This is a genomic window from Hymenobacter duratus, from assembly GCF_014698995.1.
Lineage (GTDB): Bacteria > Bacteroidota > Bacteroidia > Cytophagales > Hymenobacteraceae > Hymenobacter > Hymenobacter duratus.
In genome coordinates this window covers 1,486,117-1,510,524 of sequence record NZ_JACWZZ010000001.1, presented here as the reverse complement: position 1 = coordinate 1,510,524, position 24,408 = coordinate 1,486,117, and the positions used below count along the sequence as shown (strand labels likewise).

Sequence of the window (24,408 nt, the reverse complement as noted above, 5' to 3'; positions counted from 1 at the left end):
GACGTGGCAGCCTTGGTCTGCCGGTGCTTCAACCATCTAAAGCTGGCGCAGCAGTACCAACTTGAAGAAGCAACGGAATTTACAATAAATATTCCATCAATAACTATAACAATTATATGTTTTACAGTTCAGACAGCTACACATAATAATGTGATAATCTGACCTCTGGCACCTTACTACGCCTTTCTCTTCAAGTCGCCCAAGGCTGCTTCCCAGCCACTGGTATCATACAAAAGCGGCCCCGACAATCTAGTAAGATAGTTGGGGCCGCTTTTGCGCTACAATAGCTTCTCAATCGGATTAGTTAGGAGACCAACAGAGAAAGGTTGCTCTTATCTAAGTGCTTCAATGGGCATCCTAGCAGCTTACCCAATAGCTTGCTTCAGATCCTCAATCAGGTCCTCCGCATCCTCAATGCCTACGCTCAAACGAATCAGCGAGTCGGAGAGGCCGGCTTTGCGGCGCTCTTCGGCCGGAATGCTGGCGTGCGTCATGGTGGCGGGGTGGCCCGAGAGGCTCTCAACGCCGCCCAGGCTTTCAGCCAGCGAAAACAGCTGGAATTTCTCCAGCACGGCAATGGCATCTTCTTTCCGGTCGCCTTTGAGTACGAAGGAAATCATGCCGCCGAAGTCGCGCATCTGCTTAGCAGCCACGGCGTGGTTGGGGTGGTCCTGGAAACCGGGCCAGTACACTTTCTCCACCTTGGGGTGGGCCTTGAGGTATTCGGCAATGGCGCGGCCGTTTTCGCAGTGGCGCTGCATGCGTACGTGCAGGGTTTTGAGGCCGCGCAACACCAGGAAGCAGTCCTGAGGGCCGGGAGTGCCGCCGCAGGCATTCTGGAAAAAGCTCAGCCGCTCATGCAGCTCGTCGTCATTTACCACCACGGCGCCCATCACCGTATCGGAGTGGCCGCCCATGTACTTGGTCAGCGAGTACATCACCATATCGGCACCCAGCTCCAGCGGCGTCTGCAGGTAAGGCGTGGCGAAGGTGTTGTCCACCACCAGCAGCGCGCCGGCCTTCTTGGCCACGGCCGAGGCTGCCGCAATGTCGATGACGTTAAGCAACGGGTTGGTCGGCGTTTCCACCCAAATCAGCTTGGTGCGCTCCGTCACGGCAGCTTCCACGGCGGCCATGTCGTGCATCGGCACAAAGTGAAACCTGATGCCGTAGGTGGCATACACCTTCGTGAACAGACGGTACGAGCCGCCATACAGGTCGTTGGTGCTGATGACTTCGTCGCCGGGCTGCAGCAGCTTCACGATGCAGTCGATGGCGGCCATTCCACTGGCAAAGGCTAGGCCGTGCTTGCCGCCGTCGAGGGCCGCCAGCGCATCCTGCAGCTGCGAGCGGGTAGGATTGTGCGTGCGCGAATACTCAAAGCCTTTGTGGTCGCCGGGGGAGCGTTGCACGTAGGTCGAGGTCTGGTAGATGGGCGTCATGATGGCCCCGGTAGTAGGGTCCGGGTGCACGCCGGCATGAATGGCCTTGGTTCCGAATTTCATCGTGTGGGACTTGGAAGTTGAGTGCTCTAATCGGGAAGCAGCAAAGGTAAGTATGTGCGGTCAGCTTCAGTCGGCATCACCAAATGTCTTCTACGCCAACGTCTCCCGACGTAGCCGCCAGCGTTGCACCGGTGTTTATTTCACGGCCAAGCTGGGAGCCTGGCAGCCGGGTGGGTGGCCAATCAGCAACTGGTATGCAGCCTTCCAACCCGTTCTTACGTTCTACCTTTCGGGCCGGCGCCTTCACGCCGGCCCGTTTGCTTTGCCGCCGCTTATGACCTTTCTCCGGGAGCTTTTTCACAAAAATGCCTCTACGCTGCTTTCCATGATTCTGCTGGCCGGTCTGCCGTTTGTAGGCAGCTCTTCCCTCGGGTTCATTCTTTACAACAATCAGGATCTGTTGCAGAACCCAACGCTGCTGCAGGGCATAGTATACTTTCTGGTGATTGGGCTGGCAATGGCCTTTTCTCTGATGCACACCACGTTGGCGGTACTCATTACTGGCTTCTACTTTGGCTGGCCAGGTTTCCCGGGCATGCTGGTAGCCTACACGCTGGCGGCCCTCATTGGCTACCAGATTGCCTCCAGTCTCGACCACGGCAAAATGCTGACTTTCCTGCGGCACTTCCCAAAGGCCGATGCCGTGATGCGCGAAATGAAGGCCGACAGCTGGCAACTGGTCTTCCTGCTGCGCATTTCGCCGGTCACGCCCTTCGCCCTCATGACCTTTATCCTGGCCGTAATGGGCGTAAACCGGCGACACTTTCTGCTGGCCTCCGTGGTGGGCATGCTGCCCCGAAGCCTCTTTTTTTACTGGCTGGGCACCAAAGCGCAGGACATTGTGCTGCTGCTGCGCGACCCTGGTACCGGCACTGTGGGCAAAATACTGGTTATAGTGCTGGTGGTGGTTTCGTTTTTCGGGTTGTATTACCTGTTCAGCCGGGCCATGCAGCGCGCTCTACGCAAAGGCATTCCCAAAGCGTAAAAATTTTGCCTGAAATTCAGCACCTTGCAGGCTTTCACTGAAATTTTAGCCGGAAAAAGCAGGACGATGCTTGCACGACCAAATTTTTAGCTGCTATCTTTGCACAACCAAAACGGAAAAACGCTCCGTGAAATGGTAACAAAAACGGTTGTGTAGCTCAATTGGATAGAGCATCTGACTACGAATCAGAAGGTTTAAGGTTCGACTCCTTACACGACCACGAAAAGCCCCTTAGCTACTTGCTAAGGGGCTTTTTTTATAATATCTGTCTGAGTAATGCGCAGTGCGTAATGATGGCTGAGTGGTGTGTTTGCCACGCTACATACTCGCACAAGAAGCTGCTTTGCCCGGCCACAAGCTTCGGGACCAGTTGGTTGTATTTTTCAGCAAGCCCGACATTCGTAAGGACCTTTTTCTGCTTTTCGCTGTTTGTTGGATCGAGCCTCCGATCTGCCAGCCACCTGTTGCCCTGTTTATGCCGTTGATTGCCTACCGTCCTGAGTACCGAATTTATCTGGATGAGGAGCGCAATCACCTAACCTATGAGCGGCTGGAGGAACTGACCCTGGCTCCCGACCTGCCCCACTACCTGTCTGATATTGCCCGGGCCCTGAAGCTGGTGAAGCCCGGCTTTACCCTGCTCTGTGACCTGCGCCGCACCCTGGGGCCAAATCTGAGGGTACTGCCTTTGTTTCAGGCGTCGCGGGAGATGCTTCAGGCAGCAGAAGTAGGCATGGTGGTCGAAGTCCACTCGCCACAGCCCTCTATGCTCCGGCTTACCCAGATGCTTCGCCGGAAAGTATCCCTGCCCACGCATCAGTTTACTGAGTTGCAGGAAGCCGAAGCGTTTCTGGCGCACTTCCGCATGCGGGTCGCGTGCGAACAATAAACCGGTGACGAAACATGCCGCGCCGGGTTGAAGCGGTGTGCCTATCTTTGCGGCGGCAACATAAACTCCGGCCAACGTTTTCGGTTGGTTGGCTGTTGTGTTCACGGCTTTAGCCACCGTTTGTTTGTACTCACCCTTCACTGATGAATTCTATTTCCACCGATATCTGCATCATCGGGGCCGGCCCGGTGGGGCTGTTTGCCGTGTTTGAAGCCGGACTGCTAAAACTCCGCTGCCATGTGGTAGATGCCCTGCCCCAGGTGGGCGGTCAGCTCTCGGAAATCTACCCCAAAAAGCCCATCTACGACATTCCGGGCTTTCCTGATATTCTGGCCGGCGACCTGGTGCGTAACCTGATGCGCCAGATCGAGCCTTTCCACCCCACCTTTACCTTGGGTGAGCGGGTAGAGCGGTTTGCCAAGCTGGAGGACGGCTCATTTCAGCTGTTCACGTCCGATGGCACCGAAATTCTGTGCAAAACCATTGCTATTGCAGGTGGCCTGGGTTCTTTTGAGCCCCGTAAGCCGGCCATTGAGCAGCTGGAAAACTTTGAGAGTGGCAAGGGCGTGTACTACATGGTGCGCGACCCGGAAACCTTCCGCGACCAGCGTCTCGTCATTGCCGGCGGCGGCGACTCGGCGCTTGACTGGACCATTTTCCTGGCCGATGTAGCCAAGGAAGTGACGCTGGTACACCGCGGCACTACCTTCCGCGGTGCCGCCGACTCGGCGGAGAAAGTGAAGAAGCTGCACGATGCCGGCAAGGTAAACCTTGTGCTCAGCAGCAACGTGACGCACGTGCACGGCAACGGGCAGCTCAATGCCGTAACCATCACCGCCAATGATGGCACGACGGCGCAACTGCCCGTCGACTCGTTCATTCCGCTGTTCGGCCTCACGCCCAAGCTCGGACCGATTGAGGACTGGGGCTTGGAGTTGGAAGACAACGCCGTGAAGGTGAACACGCTGGACTACTCCACATCGGAGCCCGGCATTTTTGCCATCGGCGACATCAACACGTATCCGGGCAAGCTGAAGCTGATTCTGTGCGGTTTCCACGAAGCGGCGCTGATGTGCCAGGGAGCCTTCAAGTACATCAACCCCGACAAGAAATACGTGCTGAAATACACCACCGTAAACGGCGTACCTACGCTGTAGCCAGTAATGAGGGGATGAGGTGATTGGGGTGACAGGATGTCGACTCCTCATCACCTCATCACGTCATCACCTAATCACTTAACTAATGACCGAAGACGTACGCGTATACGTGGAGGAAGCTCCTGGCCAGCGGCGAGAAATTGTGGGGCCTACCGATATGGGCCTGAGCCTGATGGAGCTGTTGAAGGCCAACGAATACGATATTCAGGCAACATGCGGCGGCATGGCGCTGTGCGGCACCTGCCACATCGAGGTGCTGGCCGGCCCCGCCCTCGATGAGCCCTCCGACGACGAACTGGCCATGCTGGAAAGCCTGCCGGTGATGAGCCAGGGCAGCCGCCTTTCCTGCCAGATTCGCCTGACTGAGCGCCTTGATGGCTTAGTGCTGCGCCTGATGCCCCAGACTACGTAGGCTCACGCCGCAATTTGTGGCCGGTGTCCGGCGTTGGGCCACCAATGGCTATTTCTACTCTTTCCTCTGATTATGTAAACCGCAGCCTGCTGGGCTGCGGTTTTTTGTTGCTCGGCCCCAACGGCAGTGCCTTGGCGCAGCGCGAAGTGGAGCTGAACATCAGCGGCGGCGCTTCGCTTACCCATCCGGCTATAGAGTGGCAGAACCTGACCCGGCAGTTCCGGACGGTGGGCAGCTTCAACACCGGAGCGGCGCTGCGCCTGGTGGTCCCGCTGAGCCGGCGGCTGGGCATAGGTCTGGAGCAGCGCATAACAGGCCTGAGCCAGAGCGCACGCTACGGCACCCGCGGCAATGGGTTCAGCTCCGGCATCGGCAATACCACCATCCATCAGTCGGGGCTGAGTATACGCCTCTACGACATATGGCGGCCGGGGCCGCGCTGGGGGCTGGACCTGGCCCTGACCGGCTCATACGCGCGGCCTTACCGCGGTGGCACTTACACCTACGAAGGCCCGCTCTGGGGCGGCAACCCGGCCCAACTGCCCCGGCCCGGCATTCCGCTGGTGCTGGTACGCGAAACTGAGCGGACCGGCACCGCTGCAGTGGGCACGGAACTACTACTGCGCTACGAGCTAGGACTGCGCCACCTGCTGCTGCTCACGGCTACCTACCAGCGCGGCCTGTCGGTCCTCACGCAAATTACCTCAACCCGACTGGAGTATTTTGATGACAGTGGCACCGTGCAGCAGGGCAGCCTTGTTATCTTCAGCCGCGGCTCCTATGCCACGGTGCAGCTGGGATACGGCCTGCGCCTGGGTCGCTTGGAGGCAGCTATGCGCCGCAACCCCACCCCTCGCTACAGCCTCAACCCGGATGATGCTGACCCGGACACCACACCGGAAACCGAATAAAGCAGCAGAATGCCGACATATAGCAACTGCCTGAGAGCCGACGGAGGTGGCCGTATAAAATATTCTCTGAATCAGTCATATTGTGCAGCGCTTCGCGCTATTCATCCTCCACTTTTTCCAACCCGCTTTTCGCATGACAGCTTCTACCCGCAACATCATTGCCTGGATCCTGCAGATCTTACTGGGCCTTGCCTTTATTGCATCGGGCGGCCGAAAACTCATGGATTTGCCGGCTACCGTGGCCATGTTCGGCAATCTGGGGCTACCGGGCGCGCTGGCTTACGTAGTGGCCGGCGGCGAATTGCTGGGCGGTATCGGGCTGCTGATACCGCGCTTCGTGCGGCCGGCAGCACTGGGCCTGGCCATTATCATGATGGGCGCCGTGGTGATGCACGCTACCAAAATTCCGGGCGGACTGGCCGGTGGCGTTCCGGCTATTGTACTGCTGGTGCTGCTGCTGTTAGTATTCTGGCTACGCCGACCAACGGCCACTACTTCACTGTAGATAATGGCCGCTCCATAAAAAAGGCGTGACGACCATCCTGGTCGTCACGCCTTTTTTATGGAGCTGTTACTGGCGCAGTCTAGCGCCGACGCGAACTGCTTTTGGTGGCTGTTTTGCGCTTGCCGCTGGCCGACGACTTATGCACCACTTTCTTTTTGGTGCTGGTAGAGCGGTAGCGGCTGCGTGAGGTCACGTGCCGGGGTGCGGCAGTGGGGGTGCTGGCTTTGGCGGCGGCTTCCGGGGTCTTTGGCTCGGCTACGGCTTCGGCGTGGTAAGCGGAGACATCGGTATCCGTCTGGGTGGCGGCCTCTTCACGGGCAGCCGCCTTCACCGCGGCAGCCTGCTTGCGGCGGGCGGGCATCAGAAAGTCGCGCTCGGCACGCTCCTGCGCCGACAGTTTTTCTTCACCGGGCAGCGTGGTAGGAGTAATAGAAGTCGTGGGTTTGTCGCCTTGGGCCAGTACGGAGGCACTGCTCAGGAGCAGGCCGGTAAACATGATTATGATTCGCTTCATCACTTCATTTAGGCTGAAAGGAACCACAAAGCTACTATGCTCAGGCGGCAAACTCAACGCCAAAATCAATCGAGCTTGCCGTAAAGCCCTTTCTGTCACCTCAGAGCAGTATTTAGTCGACAAAAAAGCGGCACCCGGTTTCTATATAGCTTCAGTGCAGCCGGCTCACGGCTGCACTGCAATCTGCACCCGTGTACCGGCCGAATGAGTCGTGAACTCGGGGGCGTAGAGGCACTGCAGCTGCGACAGGCCACCCGAGAAGTTGCCGGCCTGCGCGGCCCGCAGCCGGTACTCGAAGGTGTGCGTGCCTTTGGGGAAGTAGCTGATGAAAAAGTTGGTGGCGGCGTCGCGGGGACTTTCGTAGTAGCCCAGGCCGCTCTGGTAGCGGTAGCCGGAAGTCTGGCCGATGAGTTCCAGGCCGGCGGCGCGCTGGTCTTTGAGGTGCACGTATTCCAGGTTCCGGTCGGAGCGCAGCACGAGGCGCACTACCAGCACATCCCCCACGCGCAGCGGAGCGGCAGCCGTGAGGCGTTCCAGCGTGGGGCCGCCGGTGGTGCGCACTTCGCGGTAGAGTTGGCGCTCCAGCTGCAGGCCGGTAGCGGCGGGCGTAATTTTATCCAACTGCTCAAAATACTGCCAGTACAAAGCCCCCCAGGCCACGCCGGCATCGGTTTTCTGTACCGTGACTTTGCCTTGAGCGGGCAGGATTTCGGCGGCGGGCCAGGTGGTTTTGAAATAGCCGGTGCCGGCCTGCTGGGCAGCAGGCGTTAAGGGCTTCCCTCCTACCGTCACCCGGATAGGCTGTGTCGGCTGGAGCCAGTTGGAGCCGCGCAGCAACAGGGCATAGCAGGCATCGGCGGTGGCGCGGGTACTTTCCCAGTTCTGGGTCTGCTTCTGCTTGAGCAGCCACAGCTTCATTTCGTCCACGGCTTTCTGGTCGCCGAGCACTTCATCGAACGCCTCGATGAGCGTAGCCTGGGTTTCGGTGGGCGCCTCGCGCCAGTAGTAGCCGCCGCGCACTTCCTTCCAGTACATGCCCAGCTCCGGTGAGTGCAGCGCGTTTTCGAAAAGTGCCGTCAGGATGTTTTTTACGGCGACGGGCTGCGTTTTCTGGCGGTGTAGCGCCAGAGCCGTCTGGGCCTGGAGGTAGCGGGTCTGCTCTTTCCAGTAGCTAGCCGCCTGCTGCTGGTAGTAGGCCTGGGCCGGTTGCGCGGCTTTTGCTACTGCCTCTGTCGGCCAGAAGCTGCGGGCGTACAGGGCCTGCACCTGAATGTCCGACACGTGCTGCTGCTTCAGGTCTACCTTGGGCTGCTTGCGCAGCTCGTTGTAGTCGCGCAGCAGCTGGCTGTCGAGGTAGTTAAGTGCGTTGTTGACGATTTGCTGGGCCTGCGGGGTTTGCTGTACATCCAGCGCGCCCAGCTTCTGCAGCTTGCCAAAACCGGTCACGATGAGCTGGGTGATATACCGGTCGTCGGGCATGCGCTCAAACCACGGGAAAGCGCCGTTGGGCTGCTGCATCTGGGCTAGCTTGGCGAGGGCGCGGGCGGTTTCAGCTTGGAGGCGCGGCGCATCAAACAGCTCGGCGAGGCGGCGCATCCGCTCGGTTTCGCTCTGCGCGTCGCGCACCCAGGGCGTTTCCTGCAGCAGCAACGCTTTCAGTTCCTGATTCTGCTCCAGCTTGCTCGTGAGGGCGGCTTTGTCTCCGGCCTCGGCGGCGCGTTTCCACTCAGCCAGTGTAGTGCGCAACTGCGGATTACTCTGCAGGATTTTGACAGCCAACAGATTGGCGTAGAGGCGGCTAAACACCTGCTCCGAGCACTCGTACGGGTACTCCATCAGGTAGGGCAGCGCCTGCACGGCATACCAGGCCGGGTTCTGGGTCATTTCCAGCGTGAGCGAGTAATTGCGGCGCGTGGGCGAGGTGGTGCTGGTCAGCTTCTGCAGCTCGAACTCGCGGGTGGCCGGGCCCACCACGGGAAGCGGCAGGCTCTCGGTAACAAGCAGTCGGTTGGGCAGCACGGGCAGCGTGTTTTCCTCACCGTCCTGTACAGTTGTCAGTTGCTGGTTGCTGGTTATTGATTTGTTCTGGCGGCGCTGCTTGCGCTGCTCCTTCTTGTCCTGGCCCGACAACTCTCCGGAGGCCACCACGCGGTAGGTTATGGCTTCGAGCGGCACCTGGCCTTCGGCGGTTTCCGGAATCTGCAGGCTCCAGCTCACGGCGCTGCTCTGGTTGGCTTTCAGGTCGAATTTCAGTTGGGCAGGACTCATGAGCAGCTTGCTTTCCAGCGGCTGTTGGGTGCGCGCATCGAGCAGGAACAGCTGGGCGCTGCCACTCATCGGTGCCTCGGTGAGGTTGCTGAGCTTGGCGCTGAACGTGAGCTGGTCGCCTTCGCGGAAGAAGCGCGGGGCATTAGGCGTCACCTGCAGCTGCTTTTGCGTCACCAGCTCGCGGCGGAGCAGGCCGGAATGCAGCTGCTGGTCGTGGGCCAGGGCCAGCAGCTGCCAGCGCGTTACGGCTTCGGGCATCTGGAATTCCAGCACGGTTTCGCCCTGGGCATTGGTACGCAGCTCGGGCAGCCAGAAGGCCGTTTCGCGGAAGTCTTTGCGGGCCTGCACGGCGGCGAGGTCGGGCTTTTTTTGCGTTGGGCTAGCGCTGTCCGCAGAGCCTGCCTGCACTTCTTCGTCTCGCTTAATGACAGGCGACGTGAATTTTACCGTTGACATTTTAGGCGCCGGAGCGGCTGCCATTTCCATGACGGCAGCATTCCCCCTCACAGTCCGTGTGACTACGACTTTGTCGGATAATTCTTTCTGGTCCGGAATTTCTTCCATTTCATCGTCGCTGCTGACCACTGCATAATAGCCCCACGAATTTATATGAGGATACAGGACGTTGCGCACTGTGTTAATATCAGGACTACCATCAAACAGCTCATTCGCTTCCTGGGTCTCAAATCGTCCGTTCCAGGCCAACACGGGCTGGTAGTATGGCTTCGGAAACTCCAGCTCCATGAAGGAATGCGGCCGGAACGTGTCCAGCGACTTATCGTAGAGCGAGGCCAGCAGCTCGGCGTTGGCAGGCTGGCCGGCGGTGCTGTGAATCGTGACGCGCCAGGTTTCCTTCTGGCCGGGCTGCAGCTTGTCGCGGAAGGTGGCAATGCTGAGCACGAGCGGCGCGGGCGGCGTGGCTACCTGCACGGTGGCGCTGTGGAGGTACAGGCGGTTGTCGCGCACCTGCGTGAAGTGGGCGTAGAGCGGCGCGCCGTCCAGCGCGGCCGTGGTCGGAACTTCGATGACGCGCTGCTCACCGGCAGCCAGCGTGAGCCACTCGCGGCGCAGGGTTTCGCCTTTGGCTTCCACTTCCAGCAGCAGGCGTGCCCCGGCTTCGGAGCTGCCCACCAGAAAACGCACGGCCTGGCCCGGCGCTACGCTGTCCTGGAGGTTCACCACCCAGTCGGGCGTGGGCACGGGCAGCGCGGCAACCGTGGCCGAATACAGCGTGAATACCTGCTCCGTTTTGGCGGGCGGCGTGGAAGCCGGGCTGGTGGCGGTGGCTTCTAGCACGTAGCGGCCGGGCTGCTGGCTGCCTAGGGCCTTGGCTAGTTCGGGTAGCAGCGGACTTTTTTCGGTGTTGAAATCCTGAGTAACTACCAGTGTGCGGGCCCAGGTGCTGTCGTTGTCGTCGCGGGCGTAGGCATCGAGCGGGAACTGGCGCTTGAACTCCTCGCGGCGCAGGCCTTCCAGCTCCGGCCGCTCCCAGGCGCGCGGACGCAGGGCGCGGGCGGGCGGCGCGAGGCGGTAGAGGCGCAGCTGGCCCTGGGCGGGCAGGGCCTCGCCGGTGGCATTGGTGCTGAGCAATTGCAGCGCGGGTAGCTTTTCCCGGTTCAGCTGCTCAGGCACGTCCAGGCGCAAACTCAGGGCGTTGGTGCCGAGGCTGACCGACTGCTGGCCGGTGCGGGTTTCGCCGGCCGCGTCGGTCACGTCGGCCGTTACCTCGAACACGTAGCCGGGGTTCCAGGGGCCGCGCTTGGCCTGGCCTGGCTCCTCGCCTTTCGCCACAAACTTCACCACGAAGCCGCCCGCCGAATCGGTTTGAGCGGTGCCGTTTAGGATTTCCACTTCGGGTTGGCCCCCGCGCGGACCGGGCATGTAGTCGCCGCCGTAGCCGCGCCCAAACATGGGCCAGAACATGCGGCGCACCACGCGGTACTGTACCGTGGCTCCGTCGATCGGCTGGCCGGCGTAGGCGGCGGCTTTGCCGCGCACGGTTACTTCTTGGCCCAGCACGGGCGTGCCCGCCACGGGCTCAAACGTCACCTGGAACGTGGGGCGCTTGTAGTCTTCCACCGCAAAATCCTGGCTGCCATACACCGCCTGCAGCGACATCTGTCCGTTCAGCAATCCAGTTGGCAGAATGAAAGAGCCGTGGAAAGAGCCGAAATCGGAGGTGGTAAAATCTAGGGATTTAACCGTCTGGCCGTTCACGCCCTTTAGGTCTATCGAAATGCTGTGCTTTGCGAAAGGCCGTGCCACTCCATCTAGTACTTCCGCCAGGATACCTTTGAAATATACTGTCTGTCCGGGCCGGTAAATGGCTCGGTCAGTGAACAGGAAAAGATTGAAGCGGGGCGGCTCGTTTTCGGGGTTGCGGGGGCGGCCGGGGTAGTAGCCGCCCACGTTTTCGATCAGCAGCGAGTCGCGGCCCAGCGTGAGGAAAATATCATTCAGCTGCGTGTTCTCGCCGGTTTGCGTGACCGGCGCAATTTGCGCCTGGCCCTCGGCATTGGTGGTCAGCTCGTCGCCACGGCGCTGCTTGTACTGGCGGGCTTTCTGGTCGTAATATTGATACAGGGGCCGCACGCGTACCTCGGCCAGCGGCTGCCCGCTCTGCCGGTGCAGCACCAGCAGGCTGGTGCCATCGGCGGAGTTGCGCCGCACCTGGCTCAGCTCGCTCACATCCAGAAAAGAGCGCGCCGTGGTAACACCGGTCCGTTCTTTGGTCGGGTTTTCGTCGGTGGTGCTCACCACGATGATGTAGTGCCCCAGCGGCAGCGCCGGGCCGGCGTGCTGCACGGAGTGGCTTTTGTAGTCGGCCGGAGCGGGCACGTCCAGCGTCCAGGCCGCGGCGGGTTTGCTGGCCAGCGCGCGGGCGAAGGTTTTCTGGAAGCTGTAGTTCCGCGCGTCCTCAACGCTGCCGGGCTCAGACAGGCGGACGTTGTAGGCGTTGCTGACCCGGTAGGCTTTGGCGTAGAGCCGGGCCACGTTGCGCACCTGCAGCTTCAGCAGCCACGGCTGGCCGGGCAGCACCGTTTCTTCGGTTGTGAAGCCGACTTCAACCCGCTCAATGCTCAGCCGCAGCGCCTTGGCCTGCAACGCCCCTTGCGACTTTGGGAAGCGTTTTTCGGCTTCCAGCGCCAACTCGCGGGCTTTCACGGCATCCGCTTCCTGCATACTGGCCGCCTGCTCGTACAGAAACTGAGAAGAAACTGGCAGCGCCTTGTAGGCTTCGGCGGCACGAGCCAGGGCGGCACGGTAGACTTCATCCTTGTTCGGCAACTCCGCATGCTGGTGCACGAAGCGCAGGCGCTTGAGGTCCACATCAGCCAGCGCGGCGGTGTTACCGGCATCGGCAAGGCGGAAGCGGGTGAGCTGCTGCAACACCTGCAGCGCGTGAAACCGGCCATTGAGCGAATCAGATTCAACCGCTGCCAGCGCCAGCCGGGCGAAGTCGGTAGCCGGGCCAAACAGTGTTGCATCACGCAACCCAAACTGCTCGGCAGGCTTCGTTACGTAGTATTCATCGTTGCCGAGGCCATCGATGGCGCGGTGGGCCAGCAGGTCATAAAGTGTGGGGCGCAGGGCGCGCCCTTCGGTGTCACCGCCCGTTACGGCGTAGCCCAGGGCCGACAGTTTCAGCTGCAGCAGCTTCCGAGGCTCGTCGGCCAGGGAGGCGCGGTAGTGGCTGACCACGGCGCTACCCAGGCGGGCGGCATCCCAGGTCCGGATATCGGTGCGGCTGGCGTCGGCAGAGTCGGGTGCAGCCTGGGTGGTACGGTCGTAGAGCTGGTAGCGGTGCTGGTCGTAGTAGTTGGCGTAGAGCTGGGCCAGCAGGCTGTGCAGAACTGGGCGGGCCGGGAACTGCGCGGTTTTCAGGTCGGCTTCTACCAGCGCAATGGCCTTCACGTCGGACTCTTCCTCTTTGGCCTCCAACAGCTGCAGCTTGTAGAGCAGGGCGCGCAGATATTCGGGCGCATCCTGGCGCTGGCGGGCCTGCAGGTACAACGGCTCCAGCAGCTTCGCGGCAGAAGTAGTCTGGTCTTTGTTCAGCAGCTGGTCTATTTTCTTCCAGGTGGCGGCGTTGGCTCTGCTGCCACCGTTGCTGGGCGGAGTGGGCTGCGAGGAACCGGCAGTGAACAACATCAGCAGGGCGAGTAAGCTAAACAGGAAAGGGCGCATGGGCTCAGAACGAATGCAGAAGGCAAGTTGGTAAAATTCAGATGCACTCCTCACCCGGATTCCACACGTACCCGCCTGTTTCTTGCCGTTTCCGTCCCAGAAAAACCTTGCATTATTTCTTTAGCACCCTTACTCAAGTTTGAAATCTTCCTCTTAGCTTTGCTCACGAAGTAGTGCCCGCTATTCGCTATACTACTCTAGGTATCAGACTCTACGCTTCTATCTGTCATCAGCGCGCCCTGTAGCGCCCGGCTCCGGCCACCTCTCTATGCTTACTACTTATCTGCAGGTTTGCGCCTGCCGTTCTGCTTCCTGATCTGGTGGCTCCCTCCTGCTTTCTCCCATCGTCTTATTCCTTACGTGCTGCCTGCCTTCGGCACTGCGGCAGCGCTGTTGCCCAATTTTCTCATTGCTCTATGCAAAAAGCACTTCCCCTTGCGCTGGCAGCGTTGCTGCTGGCGGGCGCCGCACAGGCCCAGATAACGGTCGGACCACGCCTGGGCGGCAATCTGGCTACCGTCAAACTCGAAACCGAACAGGCCGACGCGCCAGATACCAAGGCGTTGTTTGGGCCGCAGGTAGGGCTTACACTCAATGCGCAATTCGGTAACCTCTCGGTGCAGCCTTCGCTGCTCTACAGCCGCAAAGGGTTCCAGATTGATGATTCCCGCAACGTCGACTTCGACTTTGATGGGGACGGAACTGACGAAGCCTACAGCCTGACGACGACGGCCAAAGCCCGCCTGGGCTATCTGGAGCTGCCTATCAACCTAGTGTACAGCACTGACGGCGCGGAAGGCGGTTTCCAGGTGTTTGCCGGCCCGTATGTGGGCATGGGCATGGGCGGCTCCTACAACGTGAAAGCGCGCGTTGAGGGAGACGGCCTGGAGTATAGCGACTCCAACAGCAGCGGCGTGAAGTACGCCGACAAAGCCAGCGACGACGAGGACGACGACAACCTGTATGTCCGCCGCTTCGATGTGGGTCTGAATGCTGGTATCGGCTACAAAGCGGGCCCGGTGCAGGCGCAGCTGGGCTACGGCCTGGGCCTCTCCAACCTCGTTCCGAATGATGCCGACGGCAACGACACCGGCGAAAAAGCCCGGAACCGGGCGTTCCATCTTTCCCTGAGCTATTTCTTCTCTCTCAGCAACTAAGGACCCTTTTACTTCATTTCCCCATCCCCCATTTCCACACGCATGAAATCATCCCTACTGAAAGGCCTGCTGGCCTCCACCCTGCTGGTAGCCGCTGCCGGCACTGCGCAAGCCCAGGTAACCATTGGTCCGCGCGTGGGCCTGAACCTGGCCAATGTGCAGGCTGACTTTGACGGCGGCGAAGACGTTGACACGAAAATGAAAATCGGCGCGCAGGTTGGCTTAACCCTCAATGCGCAGTTCGGCAATGTGGCGTTTCAACCGTCGCTGCTTTTCTCCCAGAAGGGCTTCAAAATTGAAGAAACACAAAGCGGAACCTACGCTGGCATTACCTATACGGCAACGTCAAAGCTGGACGCGGCACTTAACTACCTCGACATTCCGCTGAACTTCGTGTACACGACGGGCGGCGACAACGGATTCCAGATTTTTGCGGGTCCTTACATCGGTATCGGGCTGAGTGGAAAAGTAAAATCCGAAACATCCGGCTCAATTGATGGTGAGAGCTTCTCCGAAAAGGAAACGGCGACGGTGAAGTTTGCCAACGAAGAGGGCAATGACGATAAGGCTTACTTCCGGACTCTCAACGCCGGCCTGAACGGTGGCCTCGGCTACAAGGCGGGCCCGTTTCAGGTGCAGGCGGGCTATTCGCTGGGCCTGACCAATATGTTTCCGGACAACGACTACAACGACGACAGCAGCCTGAAGGACCGCACAGCGCAGTTCTCGCTGACGTACTTCTTCAGTACCAAGTAGGCTTCCGCTTGCGGCTATCAGATAAAAGGCCTGACTTCCAGCGTGGAAGTCAGGCCTTTTATCTGCTCCTGTTTTTTACTCTATCGGTTTCAGCTGGTTGCCACCCGGCTATCGAGTACCCGTTCGGCCTGCGCAACGTGGCGCTTGATGTGTACCACCATCATCTCGGCAACATCAGTAAGGCGAGGCCAAAGCAGCGGGATGATGGGATTGGGAATCCGCACGGCGTTGGCATTGACGTGCCGCGCCTGTTCCAGCAGGTTGATCAGCTCGTCGAGCTGCCGGCCGAAGACTTCTACCACCGTACGCGGCAGCCGTGAGCCGCTGGGGGCAAACTGCTGGGGCGTTTTCATGGCTTTCTGGGTAGGCGGGACACGCAGGGCTTCCGTCATCTTGCGGCCAATGTAGCCGTGCTTCACGGTGCTGGCGGGCTTGCTGCCGCGCTCCTGGGCTTGCTTCAGCTTGCGCGTGATGGTGGGCAAGTAGAGCCCGCCCACAATATTGAGGTGCTCCAGGCACTGCCCTACACTCCACTTATCGGGCGAGGGGCGGCGGTTCAGCTGGTCGTCGGTGAGAGCCCGAAAGCGTTGCTGCGTCACATCACGCAGGGCGACCAGCTCGGCGGTCAGGCCATCAAAAAACTCGGTTGGGCTGGTAACTGGCTGACTCATGGCAACAATAGACGGGAGGATAAGTACCGAACGGCGCGTAATGATACGGGCCGGCGGCGGCTTCGACAATTACGGGGGCAGCGGTCCGGAAGATTCATCTGATTTGTGAGCCCGTAGTCACAGGCTCCGATTCGCGTTTTCGGCCCTTTGCTTCGTTCCTACCGCGTTTCGGAGGGCTACCCGGTCCGGATTCGGCCCCCGCGAAAATAGTGCGCCGCTCGCTATGTCCGGGCCCGCCCCGCAGTGCCCCCTACGATGCCGACCGACCGGTGCACCCGCTGGCCGGCGAGTGGATACCGGACTCCGGCACCTACACAGTGCAGGTAGCCGGGCAGGAAAAATCCGGCAACGCCGGCAGCCTGTGCTGTTATTTTCTGGCTACCCGCTCAGCATAAAACGTGGCTGCGGCAGGTGGCCGTGGCCCGCAGTGGCGTTCTGCCCAAGGGCGGCCTTTTGCTTATCAACTATTTCTGCTATACTGCCTCCGCTACCCGTGTTATCTGCTGTAATTATTTTGGCTTCTGACTATGCCAACTCCTATCCGACCTGCCAGGGCTACTGCCAAGCCGGCCGGCCTCTGGGCGTCTTTCCGAGCGACCCGGCGCCGGTTTTTTGGTTTTTCGCGCCGCGAAACCTCCGGTTTCGTTGTGCTGCTGGCGCTGCTGGTGCTGCTGCTTTTTGCCCCACAGCTGCTGCGCCCGCATCTGCCCGCCTACAATCCTGCCCCCGACCGGCAACAGCTTGATGCGTGGGCTACTGAGCTGGCAGCACGGCGCCAGCCGCGCCCGACCTATACCCGCAACAGCCGCTACCCCAAACGCACCTATGCAGCCCGCGCCACGGTAGCACAGGTGCCCCTGGCTCCCTTCGACCCCAACCGTTTTTCGGCAACTGACTGGCAGGCGCGTGGGCTGCCGGCATGGCTGGGCGAGCGGCTGGTAAAGTACCGGGAGGCGGTAGGTGGCTTTCGGGCCAAAGAGCAGCTGCGCAGGGCCTACGGGCTGTCGGACACCACGTATGCGCGGCTGGCACCCTACATCCAGCTACCTGAGCAGCTGCCGGCACGGGAGCCGCGCACCTACGGAAGCCGCGCCGCTGACGGTAGTACCGGCCGCTTTGCCACCAGACCGTTTGAGGGAGCCAGGCCCGCCACCCAATACCAGCGCAAGCCGCGCAACCTGCAGCCCTTCGACCTGAATACGGCCGATACCACCCAACTAATGCAGATTCGGGGCATCGGGCGCGGGCTGTCGGCGCGGGTGGTGAAATACCGGCAGCGCCTGGGCGGCTTCCGCAGCCCAGGGCAGCTGGCCGAGCTGTACAGCCTCCGCGACGCGCCGGACCTGGTGGATAGCCTCCGCAAGTACACTTTCGTGCGCGCCGGTTTTGAACCGGCCGGCGTAGACGTCAATGGGGCGTCGTTTGAGGAGTTGCAGGCGCACCCTTATGTGGGCAAGCGGCTGGCCCGCGTGCTGGTATCGTTCCGCCAGCAGCACGGCCCTTTCCGCCAGCCCACCGACCTACGCCAGATCCGGATTCTGGATGAGGCGACGTACGAAAAGCTGCTGCCCTACCTGCTGATCCGGTAAGTAACGCGAAGTAACGTGCGTGCCTGAATGGAAGCGGACGGGCACCAGCCGCCGGGCGACGCGGTATTGCGTGCTGAACCGTTGCGGCCTGCCAAGCGAGGCCAGCAGGCGCTTGGACTAACCATCTGGGCGGGGAGGCGTTATACGAGGAATCAACCTGCCTCCTTATGCTGTTTTTGCTGCGCGACAAGCTGTTCCCGGTTTTCGTTTTTCTTCAATCGGTGATTTGTGGCTGCGGCCACAGCGGCGAGAGAGGTGATTTTACGCACGTAGCCGAACAGTATACCGTAACGCAGACGGGAAAACTGCCCAAAAACCTGGTGGTGGAAAGCTCCGGCTTCGCGCTGGCGGATGCGCACGGCGACCTGTGGACGCATGGCGACGGGGGTAGCACGGCCTCCCTCTACAAAATCACGCCCCAGGGCGACGTGCTGCAGACGAGAAACCTGGCTCCACTCGTCAATATCGATTGGGAAGACCTGGCGCGCGACGACGAAGGACGCCTGTACATCGGCGACTTTGGCAACAACCAGAATAAGCGCCGCAATCTGTGCATTTACCGCCTCAGCGGCCCCGACCTGCGCCAGATAGATACCATCCGTTTCCGCTACTCCGACCAGCGGCGGTTTCCGCCACGGAAAACAGCCCGCAACTTCGACTGCGAAGCTTTCTTTTACCGGCAGGACAGCCTATACCTGTTCTCGAAGAACCGCGGCAAAGGCCACTACGTGAAAATGTACGCCCTACCGGCCCGGCCCGGCTACCATGTCGCCACGCTCCTGGACAGTATTCGTATTAATACCTGGGTTACTGCCGCCGACATCAGCCCCGATGGCCGCACCGTGGCGTTGCTGGGCTATGGCCATATATACCTGCTGGAGCGCCAGCCCGGCCATCGGCTCTTCGATGGACCCAAAAGCTGCCTGCCGCTGGCTACTACCGGCCAGGCAGAAGCCCTGACGTTCATTAACAGTACTGACTTTGTAGTCAGCAACGAGAAGGGCCGCATCTACCTCGCCAAAAAGAAAGTCCGGTAACGCATTCGGCTAAGCACGTAAAAGGCCTCCACAGAATTATGGAGGCCTTTTCTGGCTACTTACGCATCAACTATGCATGATGCTTACTCATCGTCGCGGCCACGGTTGCGGCGTGGTGCAGAGCCATAATCGGTATCGTCTTCGTTGCGGTACTGGCTGCGGCGGTCCTGCCCGTAGTTGCGGCTCTGGTCGTGGCGGTCATAGTCGCCGCGGGAAGGCGAGCCGGTCCGGCTGTTGCGGTCCGAAGAATCGTATTCGTCGTTGTAGGAGCCCCCACGTGAGCCATAGCCCTGGCTGGAATTGCCGCCGTAGCTACCGCCTATGTAGCCGTTGCGGTTGTCGGGTGCGCCAGAGTTGCCCCAGCCACCCTGCCCACGTCCTGTCTGCGGGCCGCCCGTCATGCGGTTGTCGTCGTTGCGGCGGCCTTCGTTTCGGCCGTAGCCGCGCTCCTGAGAACCATAGGAGTCGCGCTGGCCCCTGTAGTTGCTCTGGTCGGAGTAGCCTTGGTCATCGTAGCCGCCGCGCGAAGAGCGGGAATCCTCGTTCTGGTTGCGGCCCTGCCCACCATAGTTGCCACGGTCCCGGTAGCCATTGCCATAGTTGCTGCCCCCCGACGAGTTGCCATAGTCGTTGCTGTAGCCCTGGCCCCGGCCGTAGCCTGAGCCATTGTCGTTGGGCGAATAGTCAGAACGGCCCTGATTTCGTTGGCCGTACTCCTCGTTACGGTCACGGTCCTGGTAGCGGTTCTGGCCATATCCACCGCCGCTGCTACCCCGGTCGTGGCTGCCCCAGTTTTCGTTGCGGGGCTGCCGGTAGTCGTCCTGATATCGGCCGCCGCGGTCCTGCGGACCAAAGGAGCCGCGCGGCTCATAGCCGCCTTGGTTGCGCTGGCCGTATCCGCCCTGCCAATCCTCTTGCTGGCCGTAGTCGTCCTGCTGGCGGCCATAGTTCTGCGCGCCGTATCCTCCGTCCTGGCCGTACTGAACGCCTTGGTTGTAGCTGCCGCGGCCATCATATTCGCGGTAAGAGTTTTGGTTGGGGCCGGTGTGGCCGCCGTAGCCCCGGTCGTCGTTGTAGTAGCCGCTGCGGTTGTAGTCGTTGGTTTCCCGGTACTGATTGCCGTAGCCGCCCTGGGTGTTGCCTGGGCCGTGGCTCCCGAACTCGCCACGGCTGGCGCCGCTGCTTTGGTTTTCGCGGCGGTCAGGATCCTGGTAGCTGGCCTGCGTGCTGCTGGTATCGTAGTTGGAGCCTTTGCTGCCCACTGCCGAAGCGCTGTTGCCCGCCTGTTGGCCGGTTGCCGGGGCGTCTTTCTTGGCACCCGTTTTGGAGCCGGCCGAAGCGGCATTGCTGCTCCGGGAAGAAGATTTGCTGGTCGGAGCTTTAGAGGAGCCGGCTGGCGTTTTCGCTCTGATGCCGCCTTGCCCGGCACTTGTTTCCGAAGCAGCCAATGACGTGCTGGAGGAAGCAGAACCGGTAACGCCATCAGTAGAGCCGGGAGAGGCCGGCTGATTTTTCCGAGATGATGGACCCGGGTTTCCACTGGTACCGGCCGCCGACGATGGCTGATTCTGCCCGGAATTCATCGGATTAGACGTGGTGCCGCCGTTTTGCAGACCGGCCGCATTCTGTTGGTTTTTTTCTTCGTTTGCCATGGGAATTTGAAGGTTGGGGTGAGAAAAAGAACTCATCAGGAGCCAAACTATACGCGTGGTTTTCCTGCATTGTTCTTTTGGCGCCTTGTATTCTACCCGCATTCCCTGAGTTAGTACCCCAGCTTACTCACTTGATTACCAGAATATCAGGCGCCCCTTGCTGCGGCCCCGTCCGCAGCTACTTTCCGGGCCAGGCACGTCGATTATTCGAAATAGCCCCTTAGATTTACCAGCGTCTTTCTACATTTCCACTACAACACCAGTTCTCCTATGAAAACGGGCAAAGTAAAGTTCTTCAACGAATCGAAGGGCTTCGGTTTTATCATCCAGGACGAAAACAACCAGGATATTTTTGTACACCAAACAGGTTTGATTCACGAAATCCGCGAAAATGACCGGGTTTCGTTTGAGGTGATTGAGGGCAAAAAAGGGCTGAACGCGGTGAACGTTGAGCGCATTGCCGCGCTGTAAGCCGCAGTTGTCCGGCCTTGCCTGATGCTTCGGCCTTGTGCAGTAGCATCCTGATTTCAGCTGTTTCGCTACTTTCTCACAGCCGAACTGTACGCAAAAAGCCCCGCCGGCATGGTTGCTGACGGGGCTTTTCTATAATCAGAAAGGAAATTTATTTACCCTGAGCCGGGCGTGCCTGGGCCACGCGCACTCCTACCGCCATAAGCCCTGGCAGTTGGTTTTGCCGCATGTACTGCTCCAGCACAATTTTGTAGGTGCCGGTCTGGTGGAATTTCTGACTGGGCAGCGCAAGAAACTGGTGGTCGTAGATGTCGCCGGTGCCACTGCCGCGCGGTTCGCCGGTTTGCGGGTCCATGAGCAGCATCTGGTGCAGCAGCTGCGACACGGGCTTGCCGGCCGGGTCCGTCAGCGTGTGCTTCAGATACAGATTGTAGTAGCCGTAAGCCGAAGCGTTGCGCACGTTGAAGTACACATCATAGAGCTGGGTGGTATCCGCAATGTCGAAGGTGAAGGCCGGTTTTTGCCGTACTGACCATGTGTAGCCGTCGAAATCGACGTTCTTCTCATATACCTGGTCCTGGTCGCAGGCGGTAAGCACAGCGGCCACAAGCAGCAGCGGCAACAGACGAAACAGTTTGAGCATAGAATAGCTAGGATCAGGCAGCGTTAGGAAGCAGACGGAGCAGCAGGTGAACTACCAGAAGCGCCTCCTTCGGGACGGCGCCCACCACGGCGGCTACGGCCACCCTCACGAGCCGGATTGGGGGTACCCCCCTCCGGCGGAGCCGGGCGGTTGCCCGCTTCTCCGGAACCTCCACGGGCACCACGCCGCTCATTGCCGGCGCGGCCGGCGCGTGGCTCCGCCCCACCTTCGGGGCTATTGCGGCGGCCCTCTGCTGAGCGGCCTTCACCACGGCCTCCTTCTTGGCGGGGACCACCTTCTGAGGCGTTAGCAGAGCGGTTTCGGTTGTTGCGGCGGTTCAGCGGACGGGCAGCTGCCCCTCTGGGCCGGCGGGCTTCTTCGCCAGCACCAGTGCCTTCCAACACTGGCTTATCGAAGGCTTCACCTTCGGCTGCGGCCGAGGAAGCAGCCCGTGGAGTAGCGGTGCGGCCCGAGGTACCACCACGCGGTGCGCTGGGCTGCTCGTCGGTGGAAGCATCTCCCTTGGTTCTCTTTTTAGGCCGTTTGGCACGCTTGCCGGCTTTTATCTTATCATCGAGGCGCTCCAATGAGCCTTCCACAATGGCCGTTACATCAGGCGCTTTCTCCTCTTCCCTCACAGCCACCAGCAGCGTATCCACTTTCTCGCCCCGCCGGTTCATCTCCTGCACTTCGCGCACTCGCTCAGTGGGCAGCACCACCCAGTTATTGTCGCCACGAATGGCAAACCACATCTTCCGGCGGAAAATATCGGTTTTCTGCAGTACGTACTCCCCCTTCTCGGTTACGAGAGGGCGCTGTACCTGCGGAATGTCTTTTAGGGCATCGAGGTACGTATCCAGCTCATAGTTGAGGCAGCACTTAAGGCGCCCACACTGGCCGGACAGCTTGGCGGGGTTAAGGCTCAGATTCTGGTAGCGTGCGGCCGTGGTGCTCACGCTCTTGAAGTCGGTGAGCCAGGTGGAGCAGCACAGCTCGCGCCCGCACACCCCAATACCGCCCAGGCGGCCGGCTTCGTGGCGCAACGAAATCTGGCGCATCTCCACGCGCACCCGAAACTCATCGGCGAGGCGCTTAATCAGGTCCCGGAAGTCTACCCGGTCTTCGGCGGAGTAGAAGAACGTAGCGCGGGTGCGGTCCGCCTGATACTCTACATCAGAGAGCTTCATTTTCAGGCGCAGTTCATCCACCACGGTGCGGGCCCGGAACATGGTGCCCGTTTCCAGGTCACGAACGGCATTCCAGCGCTCTACGTCCTGCTCGGTAGCCACTCGCAGAATATTGCGGATGTCTTTGGAGTCGGTGGGCACTTTCTTTTTCTTCATCTGCAGGCGCACCAGCTCGCCTTTCAGCGAAACGTGGCCCAAATGCCAGCCGTTGCCACCGGCCTCAATCACCACGGCGTCGCCGGTGATGAGCGGGAGGTGGCTGGCATTGCGGTAAAAATCCTTGCGGCCGCCCTTAAAGCGGATTTCAACAAGGTCAAATCCTTTGAAGTCACTGGGTGTGTCCAGATCCTGGAGCCAGTCGAATACATTAAGTCGCGTACAGCCGCTGCTACAGCTGCCTTTCGAGCCGCAGCCCGTGGCAGTTGTGGTAGAGCAGCCGCCGCCGGAGGAGCAGGAAGTACAGGCCACTACTAAAGTATCTATATCGTGAAGCAACACCTAAGTGCCGCTGAAAGTCGGTTTCATACAAAGATACAGAATTCAGAGGCGGGAGGGTATAGCGCTGCGCAAGCTCAGCTGCGGTAGCGCCGGGCACTAGCTGAACCGTAGTTGTACTCTCCGAAAATTACCTCATTGTCTCTGATTGAAAATTTCACTTTAATGATGTTGACAAAAACTTCATTAATCCTTCACCATTGCCTTATTTCAGGTTTTCCATTTAGAGAAAGGGCTGCATAGCGAAAAACCCGGATGTATATAATTATGGCAATCAATTAGCAATAGTTTTGAAATATCATTAATAAATGAGTAGTTTTTCGACGTAATTGTTCCTTTCCACAACCAAACCAACCAACCATCATCCATGAAAGTAAACCGTTTATTCACGCCATTGGCACTGCTGGTCGGCGCTGCCATGTCTCTATCCTCCTGTGAAAAGAAGCAGGAAGTTGTTACAAAAAATGAAATTTCCGAAGAAACCATCGGCCAGATCAGCGCCCTTGGCTTCAGCGCCAAAGATGCCCAGAAAGTAGATGGTGGCGTCCTCGTGGAAGGCGACATCGTGCTGACCAACGAAATGCTCAACAGCACTCCCGACTACTCGATGATGCGGGTGGGCGAGGACGAGCAGTACCGTACTACCAACCTGGTAACCGGGCTACCGCGCAACATCACCATCCGGGTTTCGTCTACGCTGCCTTCTGCCTACGTAACGGCCACCGACGAGCTGGTACGCCGCTACAATGCTCAGAACCTGCGCATCACGTTCACGCGTGTAGCTTCCACTTCTTCGGCTAACATCACCCTCACCAAGTCTCCTTCGGGAGCTGGCTATCTGGCTTCGGCTGGCTTCCCTTCCGGTGGCAATCCGTACAGCCAGGTGCTGGTAAACTCTACGGCATTGGGTACGGCTAATGCCAGCACGTATCTGGCAACTGTACTGGCGCACGAAGTGGGCCACTGCATCGGCTTCCGCCACACCGACTACATGAGCCGGCAGTATAGCTGCGGTGGCTCGGCCGTAAACGAAGGTGCTAGCACGGTAGGTGCCATCCTCATTCCCGGCACGCCGTCGGGTCCAGACCCAAGCTCGTGGATGCTGGCTTGCATTGGCAGCGGCGCAAACCGTCCGTTCAATACCAACGACCGTACGGCGCTCAACTACGTTTACTAACCCGTAGAGCAGTCCGGCTGTAAAAAGCCAGGAACTGCTCCCGACCCCAAAACAAAACCCCTGGTCCTATCGGGCCAGGGGTTTTGTTTTGGGGTCGGGAGCTAAACGCCGGATGGGCTACTTTTTCTGCAACAGGCGGCGTTCTGACCACACTACTTGGCTGGCAGGCTGACTGTTCCTACCAACCGGCGCCTGGAAGAGAGCCGCCAAGGCGCAAAACCGCTGTACCGGCTGAAACG

General features: G+C 59.8%; 20 protein-coding genes and 1 tRNA gene. 14 read left to right on the top strand and 7 right to left on the bottom strand.

Going from position 1 to position 24,408, the window contains the following annotated elements; translation table 11 throughout:
* Positions 1–365: 365 nt before the first annotated feature.
* A complete protein-coding gene (locus IC231_RS06280; protein ID WP_317173263.1) occupies positions 366–1,559 on the bottom strand; it encodes a cystathionine gamma-synthase in 1,194 nt (397 codons plus the stop codon).
* Positions 1,560–1,779: 220 nt separating this feature from the next.
* On the opposite strand from IC231_RS06280, the gene IC231_RS06275 reads away from it, so the two are divergent.
* The 7 genes from IC231_RS06275 (at position 1,780) to IC231_RS06245 (ending at position 6,364) form a co-directional block, all read left to right on the top strand.
* Positions 1,780–2,490 (top strand): TVP38/TMEM64 family protein, encoded by a 711-nt coding sequence (locus IC231_RS06275; RefSeq protein ID WP_190783658.1) that lies wholly within the window; start codon positions 1,780–1,782, stop codon positions 2,488–2,490.
* 146 nt (positions 2,491–2,636) lie between these two features.
* Positions 2,637–2,710: transfer RNA gene (locus tag IC231_RS06270), tRNA-Arg, on the top strand.
* Positions 2,711–2,965: 255 nt separating this feature from the next.
* Positions 2,966–3,379 (top strand): hypothetical protein, encoded by a 414-nt coding sequence (locus IC231_RS06265; RefSeq protein ID WP_190783657.1) that lies wholly within the window; start codon positions 2,966–2,968, stop codon positions 3,377–3,379.
* 143 nt (positions 3,380–3,522) lie between these two features.
* Positions 3,523–4,536: an NAD(P)/FAD-dependent oxidoreductase gene (locus IC231_RS06260; RefSeq protein ID WP_190783656.1), complete on the top strand. Its 1,014-nt coding sequence runs from the start codon at positions 3,523–3,525 to the stop codon at positions 4,534–4,536.
* An 85-nt stretch (positions 4,537–4,621) separates the two neighbouring features.
* Positions 4,622–4,948 (top strand): 2Fe-2S iron-sulfur cluster-binding protein, encoded by a 327-nt coding sequence (locus IC231_RS06255; RefSeq protein ID WP_190783655.1) that lies wholly within the window; start codon positions 4,622–4,624, stop codon positions 4,946–4,948.
* A 44-nt stretch (positions 4,949–4,992) separates the two neighbouring features.
* Positions 4,993–5,859: a hypothetical protein gene (locus tag IC231_RS06250; RefSeq protein ID WP_190783654.1), complete on the top strand. Its 867-nt coding sequence runs from the start codon at positions 4,993–4,995 to the stop codon at positions 5,857–5,859.
* 133 nt (positions 5,860–5,992) lie between these two features.
* Entirely contained in the window at positions 5,993–6,364 is a 372-nt protein-coding gene (locus IC231_RS06245) for a DoxX family protein (protein WP_190783653.1), read from the top strand.
* 79 nt (positions 6,365–6,443) lie between these two features.
* Here IC231_RS06245 and IC231_RS06240 read toward each other — a convergent pair whose 3' ends face one another.
* Both IC231_RS06240 and IC231_RS06235 read right to left on the bottom strand, forming a co-directional pair.
* Positions 6,444–6,878 carry a hypothetical protein gene (locus tag IC231_RS06240; protein ID WP_190783652.1) on the bottom strand — a complete coding sequence of 145 codons (435 nt, stop codon included), beginning with the start codon at positions 6,876–6,878 and terminating at the stop codon, positions 6,444–6,446.
* 165 nt (positions 6,879–7,043) lie between these two features.
* A complete protein-coding gene (locus IC231_RS06235; protein ID WP_190783651.1) occupies positions 7,044–13,298 on the bottom strand; it encodes an alpha-2-macroglobulin family protein in 6,255 nt (2,084 codons plus the stop codon).
* 452 nt (positions 13,299–13,750) lie between these two features.
* On the opposite strand from IC231_RS06235, the gene IC231_RS06230 reads away from it, so the two are divergent.
* On the top strand, positions 13,751–14,491 hold the full coding sequence (locus tag IC231_RS06230; RefSeq protein ID WP_190783650.1) for a porin family protein: 741 nt from the start codon (positions 13,751–13,753) through the stop codon (positions 14,489–14,491).
* A gap of 42 nt (positions 14,492–14,533) precedes the next feature.
* Positions 14,534–15,247, top strand: a complete 714-nt coding sequence (locus tag IC231_RS06225; RefSeq protein ID WP_190783649.1) for a porin family protein — start codon at positions 14,534–14,536, stop codon at positions 15,245–15,247.
* Between the two features lie 89 nt (positions 15,248–15,336).
* Here IC231_RS06225 and IC231_RS06220 read toward each other — a convergent pair whose 3' ends face one another.
* Positions 15,337–15,918: a DinB family protein gene (locus tag IC231_RS06220; protein ID WP_190783648.1), complete on the bottom strand. Its 582-nt coding sequence runs from the start codon at positions 15,916–15,918 to the stop codon at positions 15,337–15,339.
* Between the two features lie 209 nt (positions 15,919–16,127).
* On the opposite strand from IC231_RS06220, the gene IC231_RS06215 reads away from it, so the two are divergent.
* The 3 genes from IC231_RS06215 (at position 16,128) to IC231_RS06205 (ending at position 18,544) form a co-directional block, all read left to right on the top strand.
* A complete protein-coding gene (locus IC231_RS06215; protein ID WP_190783647.1) occupies positions 16,128–16,313 on the top strand; it encodes a hypothetical protein in 186 nt (61 codons plus the stop codon).
* A gap of 132 nt (positions 16,314–16,445) precedes the next feature.
* Positions 16,446–17,507: a ComEA family DNA-binding protein gene (locus tag IC231_RS06210; RefSeq protein WP_190783646.1), complete on the top strand. Its 1,062-nt coding sequence runs from the start codon at positions 16,446–16,448 to the stop codon at positions 17,505–17,507.
* A 167-nt stretch (positions 17,508–17,674) separates the two neighbouring features.
* Positions 17,675–18,544 carry a hypothetical protein gene (locus IC231_RS06205; protein WP_190783645.1) on the top strand — a complete coding sequence of 290 codons (870 nt, stop codon included), beginning with the start codon at positions 17,675–17,677 and terminating at the stop codon, positions 18,542–18,544.
* 83 nt (positions 18,545–18,627) lie between these two features.
* Here IC231_RS06205 and IC231_RS06200 read toward each other — a convergent pair whose 3' ends face one another.
* On the bottom strand, positions 18,628–20,196 hold the full coding sequence (locus IC231_RS06200; protein ID WP_190783644.1) for a hypothetical protein: 1,569 nt from the start codon (positions 20,194–20,196) through the stop codon (positions 18,628–18,630).
* 270 nt (positions 20,197–20,466) lie between these two features.
* On the opposite strand from IC231_RS06200, the gene IC231_RS06195 reads away from it, so the two are divergent.
* A complete protein-coding gene (locus IC231_RS06195; protein WP_185888944.1) occupies positions 20,467–20,667 on the top strand; it encodes a cold-shock protein in 201 nt (66 codons plus the stop codon).
* A gap of 151 nt (positions 20,668–20,818) precedes the next feature.
* Here IC231_RS06195 and IC231_RS06190 read toward each other — a convergent pair whose 3' ends face one another.
* Together IC231_RS06190 and IC231_RS06185 are read right to left on the bottom strand one after the other, a co-directional pair.
* On the bottom strand, positions 20,819–21,310 hold the full coding sequence (locus tag IC231_RS06190) for a gliding motility lipoprotein GldH (RefSeq protein ID WP_190783643.1): 492 nt from the start codon (positions 21,308–21,310) through the stop codon (positions 20,819–20,821).
* Positions 21,311–21,333: 23 nt separating this feature from the next.
* A complete protein-coding gene (locus IC231_RS06185) occupies positions 21,334–22,965 on the bottom strand; it encodes a PSP1 domain-containing protein (RefSeq protein ID WP_190783642.1) in 1,632 nt (543 codons plus the stop codon).
* A 394-nt stretch (positions 22,966–23,359) separates the two neighbouring features.
* On the opposite strand from IC231_RS06185, the gene IC231_RS06180 reads away from it, so the two are divergent.
* Positions 23,360–24,169 carry a M57 family metalloprotease gene (locus IC231_RS06180; RefSeq protein ID WP_190783641.1) on the top strand — a complete coding sequence of 270 codons (810 nt, stop codon included), beginning with the start codon at positions 23,360–23,362 and terminating at the stop codon, positions 24,167–24,169.
* Positions 24,170–24,408 lie beyond the last annotated feature (239 nt).